Raw genomic sequence first — 10,725 nt, forward strand, 5'->3', positions numbered from 1 at the left:
CTCCTATAAAATACGTTATTGTTGGTTAAAAAATTCGTCGATGATACCGGTACGTTGGAGATACAATCCTAGCGCAAAACCCAAACCTGTTAGGAGTAGAATCAGCAATGTTTTGAAAAAACCGATCGTTACAAACAACACAGCCAGAACAAGGCCGATTGCTCCAAAAATCAATGGGATTTTGTATTGTTGTAGTTCGTTCATCATAGCCCTCCTATTCTACTCGCGGGTTTTCCGGAGTCTCATTTTGTTCAAAATTCGCGTAATTGACTTCGACTTTGACTTTTTCACTTGAGCCAAGCACTCGTTGGACATCTTGTTGGATTTCCGCCATTAAGTTTTCGGTTTTGCCAACTAAGGCAGACGTCCGTTTCAAGCGGCCTTTGATTTTGATTAAAATTCGATTTTTGGTCGCCTTGACATGAACTTTTGGTCCTTCAACAAATTCTTTTTCATTTACTTTCGTACGTACAAGTCCTTCGATCGCTTTCTTATCGATCGTCAATGCGCCCTTATCCTCTTTCAAAACAAAGGTTGTTTTGGTTTTTGGATAAAACAGCACGACTAAGATCACGATCAAGAATACGGCGATTAAAACAACGGCTACCCAAAACATATATTGACGCATAAACAAGTTGTCAAAGAAATACGTGACGACATTGCCTCTGCTGTCCAAACCAAATGGCAGCTGCATGTAAGGATTACTCATTAAAACGATTGGTAATAAGACAGTGATAAAGATCAACGAAACGATGATTGATACGATTTTCCACCCTTTACTCATAGGACACCTCCTCCTTTTTCTCCGATTTTTTGATAAGCTTACAAGTTGATGGCTTCTCCGCCGGTAACACCATAAATCTGTGCTGTCACATAGCTAGCTTTATTGGAAGCTAAAAAGACATAGACGGGTGCCAGCTCAGCTGGTTGTCCTGCCCGCTCCAGTAATGCTTGCTGACCAAATTCAGGCAGCTTGTCTTGCGGTTGGCCATGATCTAACTGTAATGGTGTCCAGATTGGTCCTGGGGCTACCCCATTGACCCGAATCCCTTTTTCAGCAAATTGTTTCGCCAAGCTGACTGTAAAACTGGCGATCGCCGATTTGGTTGCCGCATAATCCATTAAATGGGCGCTTGGACTAAAGGCTTGGACAGAAGTCGTTGTCACGATCGCTCCCCCAGCCGGTAAGTGTGGCTCAGCTGCTTTCACTAATGCAAACATTGAGATAATGTTTACCATAAAGGTGTCTTTCACTTGTTCAATCGGTAATTCTGCAATCGATGGCCGCGTGATTTGCTGTGCTGCGTTCAATACTAATGTATCTAACCCACCTAATGCTGCTACCGCTTTGTCAACGATCTCTTGTGGTGCCGCTTCGTCTCGCAGGTCATAGGGTAGCAAAATCACTTTGCGTCCGGCTTCTTTGATGTACCCTGCAACTTCTTCGGCATCTTCTTCTTCTCCTGGGAAAAAGTGCAGGGCAATGTCTGCTCCTTCACGAGCGAAGGCAATCGCTGCTGCTCGTCCGATCCCAGAATCCCCACCGGTAATCAGTACCCGCCGGTTTTCTAACTGCTGACTTCCCTCATAAGAGTCTTCACCACAATCAGGTTTTGGTCGCATTTCTTCTTGTAAAGCAGGCGTATCTTGTTCCTGTTTGCTGTATTTACCCGTGTGATAAAGTTCCCGTGGATCAGTCAAAATAGGTTCACTCATTCTTACGTCCTCCTTTTCTCTATAATAAAATTCTAAACCATTCATTTTTTTTTGGGAAATATAACGCTTTGTTAACAAAAATAAATCCTCGTTTATTAGAAAATGAAAAAAGAAAGTGCCCTCATTTTTGACCAGAAAGCAAATGATTTCACTTTTTTATAGAAGGGGGTAAACTAATAAGTAATATCTGGTGGTGCCTGTAAAAAGGAACCCCTAGGAAAATGACTTTGGATCAAGAAAAAGGAGGAACCAAACAATGCCTTGGAATGTCCGTGATTATCCTGCGTCAATGAAGAATCTAGACCCCTTAGTTCGTAAAAAAGCGATCGATATCGCCAATGCCCTGCTAGCCGATGGCTATTCCGACGATCGGGCGATCCCGATCGCCACGAGTCAAGCAGAAAAATGGTATGACAATGCAGATGAAGAGGAGAAGAAAGCTTTTCAGAAAGAGAAAAATCCGCAAAAAGATGATGCCCATCAAACCAATAAAAATGCGAAAAAATTAATGGATGCGGATGTTGAAGTTGTGTATGAAGAGGACCAATGGCAAGTCCGTTCCAAAGGAGCAAAACGTGCCAGTGATCATTTCGACAATAAAGCAGAGGCCATCGCCCGTGCCAAAGAAATTGCCGAAAATAAAGAATCCGTGGTGAACGTTTATAAAAAAGACGGCGACCATCAAAAGGATATTGATTTAGGAGAATAAAATTGGCCGCAGAAAAGTGGAAGGAGGTCTTACGTTTGTCGTTTTAACGGCGCGAAACGTTACCTTCTCTTTCGCTTTTTTGTTTCCTTTTACAGCTAGGTTTGGTTAAAACTAAAGCAACCGCTTCTTTAACGTTTCTTTTAAAAAACAACGTTTCATTGTCAGAAACCTAAAAAACGAAGACCTTTTGAATGAACCATTACGTTTAAAATTTCTCGACATCCTAAAAAAAAAGCCTATGAAATGCTGCTCTAGCAACAACTGTAAACCATCCGTTGCCGTTGCAAATTAGCTTGTGCTTTCTTTAACTAGCCAAACCTTGTATACTTAAACTATCAAAAGTACAAGGAGTGGTATTTGTGAAAAAATTATTTTTTGTGCCGTTTATTTTTATTTGTTTCTTCTTTGCTCTCCCAGCTGCCGCCCAAACAGTGGAAGAACCTGAACTCGTTTACGACTTAGCATCAGATAGTCCCTATGAGCAGCTGATCACCGTAGATGAAGAAGGCAACGAGTTGATTTTGACCATTGAAAAATTGCCGTCATTCCGGGCAAATCTGGCAGCAGGAACGTATCGCGTGTCAAAAACATCCACCGGTAATTGGACCGCTAGTTACAATGTCACGGTCAATAGCCGCAATCAATTTACAGGCACTTCGAATTTAAGTTTAGTTGCTCACAGAGGAAGTATCACTTCTAGTTCATTAACTCACACGTCCACTAAAGCCACCTGTACGTTTAAGCAAAAAGCAGGTATAATCACTACCAATGGGAGTGTCGTAACCACGATCTCAAATGGGAAGCTAGTTGTTAAATAGCAGATAGGAGCATACATTGGCTTTAGCAGAACAATTAAAAAGCTGTCGCGAGTCTTCCGGCTTGTCGCAAACAGCAGTCGCAGAAAAATTACAGATTTCACGCCAGTCGATTTCAAAATGGGAAAACGGGCGCGGCTATCCAGATATTGAGAATTTGATTTTGTTGAGCGATCTCTATCAAGTCTCGATTGATGAGCTCTTGCGGGAAAACGAAGCGTTAAAAGAGCGGATCGAAACCAATAATCAAGAGATCAACGACAAAAAAGAAAAATTGTCGTTACTCCAAAGAACGATGGCAACGGAAAAAGATGAAAGTCTGCTCTTGCTACTGTTAGCTGGAATCGGCTCATTTCTCTTTCCATTAGGTTTGATTTTAGATGGCTTTGTCTTATGGCGTAACAAAAAGGCCAATAATTTTTATGTATTGATCTATATCGTCTGTGCCTTCTCAATTTTCTTGAATTTGTACGATGGCTATGTCCATCTCAGCAACATCATGAATTGGGGAACCACTACGATTGAAAAAGTTGAATAATTCAATTGCTAACACAAAAAGCCCGCTGCGAGTTACTCTCGTAGCGGGCTTTTGACACTGTATTTACCATTTATAAATTGGTTTTTCAAAGAATATTAACCGTCTTTAGTTAACCTTGGCAATCTTCCCTTGTTCGATATACACCATCAAAATACTAATATCAGCTGGGTTTACTCCGCTGATACGGCTCGCTTGGGCGATGGTTTCGGGTTGGATTTTTTGCAGTTTTTGTTTGGCTTCTGTTGCCAAGCCATTGATAGCGGCATAGTCGATGTTTTCAGGAATGCGTTTGGCTTCCATCCGTTTGAGTTTCTCCACTTTTTCGAGGGCTTTTTTAATATAACCTTCGTATTTGATTTGGATCTCGACTTGTTCGATCTCTTTTGGCTTCAATGCTTCATTGGCTTCGATAAATTGCAGCATTTCCGCATACGTCACTTCAGGCCGGCGCAAGAATTCATTTGCTAAAACGCCATCTTTCAAGGTGGCCGTCCCTTTGGCAGTCAAATATGCTTGTACTTCTGGCGTTGGTTTGATGCGGATTTTAGACAAGCGTTTGATTTCTGCTTCAACAGCTTCTTTTTTCGCTACATATGCTTCGTATTGCGCTTCTGGGACGAGCCCAATTTGATGTCCCACTTCGGTCAAACGCAGATCGGCATTATCATGACGCAGCAATAAGCGGTATTCGGCACGAGAGGTCAATAAACGGTATGGTTCATTGGTTCCTTTGGTCACCAAATCATCGATCATCACACCGATATAACCGTCGCTGCGTTTCATAATGAAAGGTTCTTTGCCTTGAATTTTCAAAGCGGCATTGATGCCGGCAATCAAGCCTTGACCGGCCGCTTCTTCATAGCCGCTGGTTCCGTTGGTTTGTCCTGCCGTAAAGAGGTTTTCGATGACTTTGGTTTCTAATGTTGGACGCAATTGATGAGGTACCACGACATCATATTCAATGGCGTAGCCCGTCCGCATCATTTCCGCTTTTTCTAAACCTGCGATGGAATGCAGCATTTGGACTTGGACATCTTCTGGCATAGAAGTAGAAAGCCCTTGAACATACACTTCTTCGGTGTTCAATCCTTCTGGCTCCAAGAATAGTTGGTGACGAGATTTGTCTGCAAAACGCACGATTTTGTCTTCGATAGATGGGCAATAACGGGCACCTACTCCTTCGACGATCCCTGTAAACATCGGCGCCCGGTGTAAATTCTGGTTGATGATTTGGTGCGTCCCTTCGTTCGTATAGGTCAACCAGCAAGGTTCTTGGTTTTGATTGTAGGCTTCATCGGGTGTGCTGTAACTAAAGTGATTCGGTTGTTCATCGCCAGGCTGGATCTCCGTTACCTCATAGTTGATGGTGCTGGATTTCACCCGCGGTGGTGTACCCGTTTTAAAACGAGCGATCTCTAGGCCAAGCTCTTTCAAATGATCGGCTAGTCCAATCGATGGCTGGGAGTTGTTTGGTCCAGAAGAATACTTCAACTCTCCAATGATGATCTCTCCTCGCAACGCTGTTCCCGCAGTGATCACTACAGCTTGGGCTTGGTAACGAGCGCCTGTAGAGGTCACGACGCCACGGCATTCGCCTTCTTCAACGATCAGCTTTTCAACGATTCCTTGGCGCAGTGTCAGATTGGCTTCTTTTTCGATCGTTCGTTTCATTTCAGCCGCATAGGCATGTTTATCGGCTTGCGCCCGCAAGGCCCGCACAGCGGGACCTTTTCCTGTATTGAGCATCCGCATTTGGATGTAGGTTTTGTCGATATTTTTGCCCATTTCTCCGCCTAAAGCATCGATTTCGCGCACCACGACGCCTTTTGCTGGTCCGCCGACGGAGGGATTACAAGGCATGAATGCGACCATGTCTAAGTTGATGGTCAGCAAGAGGGTTTTTACCCCCATTCGGCTGGCTGCTAAGGCAGCTTCTGATCCGGCATGGCCGGCACCAACAACGATCACGTCATAACTTTCTGCTTGATATTCTTGCATGGTGTTCTCCTTTTTACGCCAGTGGCGCATTCTTTATTTTCCTAAACAAAACTGACTGAACAATTGGGTGATCAACTCATCTTGGACACTGTCGCCGACAACTTCTCCTAGATAGTCCCAGCAGCGTGTCATATCGATTTGAACCAAGTCGACAGGCATTCCTGCTTCGATCCCTTGGATGACCTCAGACAACGACTGAACGGCATTTTCTAATAAGGCAATGTGGCGAGTATTAGAAAGATAGGAAGCATCCTTATCGGTGGTCTTGCCCCCAAAGAATAGATCGGCAATGGCTTGTTCCAGTTGGTCTAAGCCTTCGTTGGTCAACACAGAGACAGAAAAAATCGGTTCATCTGCTGCGTACTGCGCTAGCTCAGCGGGTGCTAATTTTGGCTCAAGGTCGGTCTTATTCAATAAGATGATCCGACGGCTGCCAGCAGTCAGCTCCAGCAATTGTTTGTCTTCCTGGGTCAATCCTTCGCTTTGGTTGAGAACCAGCAAAATCAACTCCGCTTCTGCCAATGCTTTGCGGCTGCGTTCGACCCCGATTTTCTCAACGACATCTTCTGTTTCGCGGATACCAGCCGTATCGATCAGTTTCAACGGTACCCCGCGAACATTGACATACTCTTCAATGACATCTCGAGTCGTACCAGCAATGTCTGTCACGATGGCTTTTTCTTCCCTTAATAAATGGTTCAATAAGCTGGATTTACCGACATTCGGCCGACCGATGATCGCAGTACTCAAACCTTCTCGCAAAATTTTTCCTTGTTGGGCAGTCGCTAATAAGGCTTGGATCTGCCCTTTGACCATCGTGGCTTTTTCTAACAATAAGCGGGTCGTCAATTCTTCCACATCATCGTATTCAGGGTAATCGATATTCACTTCAACTTGTGCCAGCGTCTCTAAAATCTCTTGGCGTAAAGTCCGAATCAAGTGGGAAAGATTGCCATCCAGCTGATTGACAGCGAGATTCATCGCCTTATCGGTCTTGGCACGAATCAAGTCCATCACCGCCTCGGCTTGAGAAAGGTCAACCCGTCCGTTTAAAAAGGCCCGCTTGGTGAATTCTCCCGGCTCAGCCAACCGTGCGCCTTGTCGTAAAACCAGCTGCAAGAGTTGATTGACGACAACGATCCCGCCGTGGCAGTTGATCTCGACGACATCTTCTCGGGTAAAGGTCCGCGGCTTTTTCATCACTGATAGCATCACTTCATCCATCAAACGGTTTTCTTCTGGGTCCACGATATGACCATAATGGATCGTATGACTAGGGACTTGGGCGAGGGTTTTAGTGCCTGCTTGAAAAATCCGATCCGCAATTGCGATCGCTTCTTCCCCGCTTAATCGCACAATACTGATGGCCCCTTCGCCTGGCGGGGTGGAAATCGCGGCAATCGTATCAAATTCTTGCGTTATATTCGCCATGTTGCTTGCTCCTCCTATTTTTTCACATAAAAAAAGTGCCCACTCCACCCGTCAAATTGATTGAAAATCAATAAAAACGAGTAGACTTAGCACTTTGACTGCTTGTCAATTAAATTCTGGAAATAGATTAGCACATTTTTGCGTGAGTCGCAAGCTTCCTTCAAAAACTTTTAAATTTTGCATCTGTCCGCAAAAACCTTTAAAATAAAAGCAAAGAATAAGAAAAGAGGGATCTATTATGGAAACCATCAAATCATCAAACAGCGCTGCTCGCATTAAAGAAATCATTTTATCGACAGGAAACGTGAATCGGCCTTACGTCGTGCGGGATATCGTCTTTGCGGCAGACAAAATCGAAGTAGATCTATTTGATACATCTGTGAATTTGAACGACCTGTTGGCAGATGTGACCTATCGCTTAAAAGAAACCGCCCACAGCTACGGAGCGAATGCAGTGATCAACTGTCATTTCGAACACGACCGCATCGTCGAAGGCGACAAAACCTACCTTGAGATCTTTGCCTATGGTACGGTGGTTCAATTTACTCAATCAACCATTGGCGGCTAATTGCCCCTTTGAACAACGAAATACAAAAAAGAGTCCGCGGCATACGGACTCTTTTTTGATACCAAAGGCTGACCTACGTAACGTATGTTGACTTTGATAAGAATGATTTCTAGTCAAGGATACTTGGTTTTAAATTTGTTGTCAATCGCTTTTTCCCATCAAAAAAGGGAAAGGCTTGTCAGACCGCCTTTCCCTTTTTTCATTAAATTCGTTTGTCCGCAGGTTCCACTACTAAGTAGCGATACGGTTCATCCCCTTCAGAATGAGTTTGAACATACGCATCTTTACTCAATACGGAATGGATCTGCTTTCTTTCAAACGCCGGCATCGGCTCTAAAAAGACCGGGCGGCCTGTTCGTTTGACTTTTTCAGCAGTACGGCTGGCCAAACGTTCTAAGATCGCTTGACGTTTTTCACGGTAATCCCCGACATTCACAACGATCGACAATTTGTTTTTCGCGATGCGATGAATATAAACTTGCGCCAAATATTGCAGTGCATTCAAGGTTTTGCCGTGCTTCCCAATCAAAATGCCTTGTTTTTGCGTTTCTAATTGAAAGATGATCACGCCGTCTTGACGAGCGGTTTTTACTAAGGCAGGTGCATTCAATGCTTTTGAAATATTTGTCAGATAGAGTCCCAACTGAGCCAGTGCTTCCTCATCTGAAAGATCCGTCAGCAAAACAGGTTCGCTCGCGGCCGCCTCCATCACACTGCTTGCATCCTCTGTCGTCACAGGATCTGGTTCTACCAGCGGTTTTGCTGGTACTTCTTCAACGGGTGCCGGTTCTTCAACGATTCTTTTTTCAATGGAGACCCGTGCTTGTTTTTTTCCTAGCCCCAAGAAGCCTTTTTTTCCTTCATCCAGGACTTCGATTACTGCTTGATCTTTGGTGATACCAAGGACTTGCAATCCCTCTTGAATTGCTTCAGCTACTGTCAGATTTTCATAAATCGGCATTGCAGTGCAACCTCCTCTTATTTTTTCCGTTTCTTTTTAGGACTCATTGCTTTTTTCAGGGCTCGTTCACGCTCGCGTTCTTTGCGGGCGGCTTCTTCTCTTTCTTGGCGAATCTTGAATGGGTTATTTAAGATCATTGTTTGCAAGACTTGGAATGCATTAGAAACAACCCAGTACAAGGAAAGACCGCTGGCAATGTTGATCCCCATCAGTAAGATCATCATCGGCATAGCGAAATTCATGATTTTCAAACTCGCATTTGATTCCACTTGGCTCATACTTGATAAGTAGGTACTTGCAAAAGTAAAGAGCGCCGCTAAAATCGGCAAGATGAAGTATGGGTCACGATCACCCAGCTGCAGCCATAAGAATTTTCCTTCTTGCAGAGCAGGAACCCGTGAGATCGATTGCCACAAGGCCATCAAAATCGGCATTTGTACCAATAATGGTAGACAGCCGGCATAGGGATTGACATTGTTTTCCGCATACAAACGTTGTGTTTCTTCTTTTAACTTGCTTTGTGTTTCTGTATCTTTTGACGCATATTGCTGCTGCAGCGCTTTTAGCTTCGGTTGTAATTCTTGCGTTTTGCGCATGCTTTTGGTTTGAAAGTGCATCAACGGCATCAAAATGACCCGGATGATCAATGTAAAGAGGATGATCCCGATCCCGGCATTGCCGAAGGAGAGGGCTTTGATCGCCTCTGCAAAATAATAAACGATGTAACGATCCCATAGACCGGTACTTTGTGCATTTACTTCACCTGTTGCACCGCAGGCAGATAAGACAACTACTAATGAGAGAACTCCCAAAAATAGTAAGACGCGTTTCCCTTTTTTCACGTAACTAATTCCTTTCCATTAATGAATAATTTTGGCAAGCTTTAAGACATGCTCTAAATTCGAGTAGATTTCCTTTGAGGAACAAGTGGCGATACTTGGACGGGCGATCACAATAAAATCGATCGCTGGTTCGATTCGCGGCTTCATTTCCGTTAAGCTCGCACGAATCTTACGTTTGACCTCATTTCGCTTCACTGCATTACCGACTTTTTTTCCTACAGATAAACCAACTCGAAAATGTGATTGCTCTTTAGGTAAGACATACACCACGAACTTCCGATTTGCAAAAGAATTTCCTGCCTGAAAAACTTTTTGAAAATCTTGCTCTGTTTTTACTCGATAGGATTTTCTCATCTTCGGTTCCTTCACTTCTTTCAATTAAGCTTCGCGAAACGGATTGAATCCGTAACCACTCACCTGTCAATAATACCATATTTGCCAAAAGTCAGACACTATATTCCGCAAAAACGGCATAAAAAAAAACCACTGGCATTCAGTGGCTTACGCAGAAATAACCTTTCTGCCTTTACGACGACGGCTAGCTAAAACACGACGTCCATTTTTTGTACTCATACGTTTACGGAATCCGTGAACTTTTTGACGTTTACGTTTATTTGGTTGATACGTTCTTTTCATTTATTTCCACCTCCATCAGGATAATGCTTATGCGCACAGACATACTTTGATAGTATAACGAGTCAAGTACTAGTTTGTCAATAAGAAGTTTGCTCAAAATCGACCATTCTTTATCCACAATTCCCTTGATTTGTGTGGGTTTGCTGTTTACAGCTAATTTTTGTGGATAACTTTTTCCCCAGAGTTATTTTGACTTTTTCCACAAACAAACAGCCTGTAGAAAAGTTTTCCACAATCGCTTTTTCAGCTGTTGATAACTCCCCTAAAACCTAGTACTATCAAGGCGTGATCTTCACATAGATCTGTGGATAAGAGAGATTTTTTTCTAGTTATGCACATTCTTTTTCTACCTGTGGATAGTGCATTTTCGAACATGTGCATTTCCTTTTTTCTTTTATCCCGTTTTGTGGAAAAGTATTTTTTTCTAACCTTTTTTATCGTAATCTGTGGAAAACTTTTTCAATCCGTGCTATTTTAGTTATATCTATTCTTAGTTATAGGAGGACAATTT

At 43.3% G+C, this 10,725-nt stretch carries 13 protein-coding genes; 4 read left to right on the plus strand and 9 right to left on the minus strand.

Going from position 1 to position 10,725, the window contains the following annotated elements:
- Nucleotides 1-15 precede the first annotated feature (15 nt).
- From IGI94_RS16340 to IGI94_RS16350, 3 genes are read right to left on the minus strand one after another with little or no spacing between them, the layout of a single operon-like run.
- Nucleotides 16-207, minus strand: a complete 192-nt coding sequence (locus tag IGI94_RS16340; RefSeq protein WP_005226258.1) for a DUF2273 domain-containing protein — start codon at nucleotides 205-207, stop codon at nucleotides 16-18.
- A gap of 7 nt (nucleotides 208-214) precedes the next feature.
- Nucleotides 215-784 carry an alkaline shock response membrane anchor protein AmaP gene (gene amaP, locus IGI94_RS16345; RefSeq protein WP_005232936.1) on the minus strand — a complete coding sequence of 190 codons (570 nt, stop codon included), beginning with the start codon at nucleotides 782-784 and terminating at the stop codon, nucleotides 215-217.
- A 38-nt stretch (nucleotides 785-822) separates the two neighbouring features.
- Complete coding sequence (locus IGI94_RS16350) at nucleotides 823-1,716, minus strand: SDR family oxidoreductase (RefSeq protein ID WP_008376956.1); 894 nt, start codon at nucleotides 1,714-1,716, stop codon at nucleotides 823-825.
- Between the two features lie 256 nt (nucleotides 1,717-1,972).
- Here IGI94_RS16350 and IGI94_RS16355 point away from each other — a divergent pair, with 256 nt between their 5' ends.
- The 3 genes from IGI94_RS16355 to IGI94_RS16365 all read left to right on the plus strand — a co-directional run bounded on the left by IGI94_RS16355 (nucleotide 1,973) and on the right by IGI94_RS16365 (nucleotide 3,778).
- Nucleotides 1,973-2,425, plus strand: coding sequence for a DUF2188 domain-containing protein (locus tag IGI94_RS16355; protein ID WP_016611678.1), 453 nt, complete (start codon nucleotides 1,973-1,975; stop codon nucleotides 2,423-2,425).
- Between the two features lie 350 nt (nucleotides 2,426-2,775).
- On the plus strand, nucleotides 2,776-3,243 hold the full coding sequence (locus tag IGI94_RS16360) for a DUF5626 family protein (RefSeq protein ID WP_005232933.1): 468 nt from the start codon (nucleotides 2,776-2,778) through the stop codon (nucleotides 3,241-3,243).
- Between the two features lie 16 nt (nucleotides 3,244-3,259).
- Complete coding sequence (locus IGI94_RS16365) at nucleotides 3,260-3,778, plus strand: helix-turn-helix domain-containing protein (RefSeq protein WP_005232932.1); 519 nt, start codon at nucleotides 3,260-3,262, stop codon at nucleotides 3,776-3,778.
- Nucleotides 3,779-3,883: 105 nt separating this feature from the next.
- On the opposite strand, the gene mnmG is transcribed toward IGI94_RS16365, so the two are convergent.
- Nucleotides 3,884-5,776 (minus strand): tRNA uridine-5-carboxymethylaminomethyl(34) synthesis enzyme MnmG, encoded by a 1,893-nt coding sequence (mnmG, locus tag IGI94_RS16370; protein WP_438899969.1) that lies wholly within the window; start codon nucleotides 5,774-5,776, stop codon nucleotides 3,884-3,886.
- A gap of 33 nt (nucleotides 5,777-5,809) precedes the next feature.
- Nucleotides 5,810-7,207: a tRNA uridine-5-carboxymethylaminomethyl(34) synthesis GTPase MnmE gene (gene mnmE, locus IGI94_RS16375; RefSeq protein ID WP_034859087.1), complete on the minus strand. Its 1,398-nt coding sequence runs from the start codon at nucleotides 7,205-7,207 to the stop codon at nucleotides 5,810-5,812.
- 238 nt (nucleotides 7,208-7,445) lie between these two features.
- Between mnmE and IGI94_RS16380 the strand changes: the two genes are divergently transcribed.
- A complete protein-coding gene (locus IGI94_RS16380; RefSeq protein ID WP_005226284.1) occupies nucleotides 7,446-7,775 on the plus strand; it encodes a heavy metal-binding domain-containing protein in 330 nt (109 codons plus the stop codon).
- 202 nt (nucleotides 7,776-7,977) lie between these two features.
- Here the strand turns inward: IGI94_RS16380 and jag are convergent, their stop codons facing one another.
- The 4 genes from jag to rpmH form a co-directional block, all read right to left on the minus strand.
- Nucleotides 7,978-8,736 (minus strand): RNA-binding cell elongation regulator Jag/EloR, encoded by a 759-nt coding sequence (gene jag / locus IGI94_RS16385; RefSeq protein ID WP_008376943.1) that lies wholly within the window; start codon nucleotides 8,734-8,736, stop codon nucleotides 7,978-7,980.
- Nucleotides 8,737-8,753: 17 nt separating this feature from the next.
- A complete protein-coding gene (locus IGI94_RS16390) occupies nucleotides 8,754-9,578 on the minus strand; it encodes a YidC/Oxa1 family membrane protein insertase (protein ID WP_008376942.1) in 825 nt (274 codons plus the stop codon).
- Nucleotides 9,579-9,596: 18 nt separating this feature from the next.
- Entirely contained in the window at nucleotides 9,597-9,932 is a 336-nt protein-coding gene (rnpA, locus tag IGI94_RS16395) for a ribonuclease P protein component (protein ID WP_008376940.1), read from the minus strand.
- A 147-nt stretch (nucleotides 9,933-10,079) separates the two neighbouring features.
- Complete coding sequence (gene rpmH, locus IGI94_RS16400) at nucleotides 10,080-10,214, minus strand: 50S ribosomal protein L34 (RefSeq protein ID WP_002356012.1); 135 nt, start codon at nucleotides 10,212-10,214, stop codon at nucleotides 10,080-10,082.
- Nucleotides 10,215-10,725: the final 511 nt, after the last annotated feature.

Source organism: Enterococcus sp. AZ149, from assembly GCF_051714285.1.
GTDB lineage: Bacteria > Bacillota > Bacilli > Lactobacillales > Enterococcaceae > Enterococcus_D > Enterococcus_D entomosocium.

Coding starts and splice junctions, on each gene's coding strand:
- IGI94_RS16340 (WP_005226258.1), bottom strand. CDS start 207: ATGATGAACGAACTACAACAATACAAAATCCCATTGATTTTTGGAGCA.
- amaP (WP_005232936.1), bottom strand. CDS start 784: ATGAGTAAAGGGTGGAAAATCGTATCAATCATCGTTTCGTTGATCTTT.
- IGI94_RS16350 (WP_008376956.1), bottom strand. CDS start 1,716: ATGAGTGAACCTATTTTGACTGATCCACGGGAACTTTATCACACGGGT.
- IGI94_RS16355 (WP_016611678.1), top strand. CDS start 1,973: ATGCCTTGGAATGTCCGTGATTATCCTGCGTCAATGAAGAATCTAGAC.
- mnmG (WP_438899969.1), bottom strand. CDS start 5,776: ATGCAAGAATATCAAGCAGAAAGTTATGACGTGATCGTTGTTGGTGCC.
- mnmE (WP_034859087.1), bottom strand. CDS start 7,207: ATGGCGAATATAACGCAAGAATTTGATACGATTGCCGCGATTTCCACC.
- IGI94_RS16380 (WP_005226284.1), top strand. CDS start 7,446: ATGGAAACCATCAAATCATCAAACAGCGCTGCTCGCATTAAAGAAATC.
- jag (WP_008376943.1), bottom strand. CDS start 8,736: ATGCCGATTTATGAAAATCTGACAGTAGCTGAAGCAATTCAAGAGGGA.
- rnpA (WP_008376940.1), bottom strand. CDS start 9,932: ATGAGAAAATCCTATCGAGTAAAAACAGAGCAAGATTTTCAAAAAGTT.
- rpmH (WP_002356012.1), bottom strand. CDS start 10,214: ATGAAAAGAACGTATCAACCAAATAAACGTAAACGTCAAAAAGTTCAC.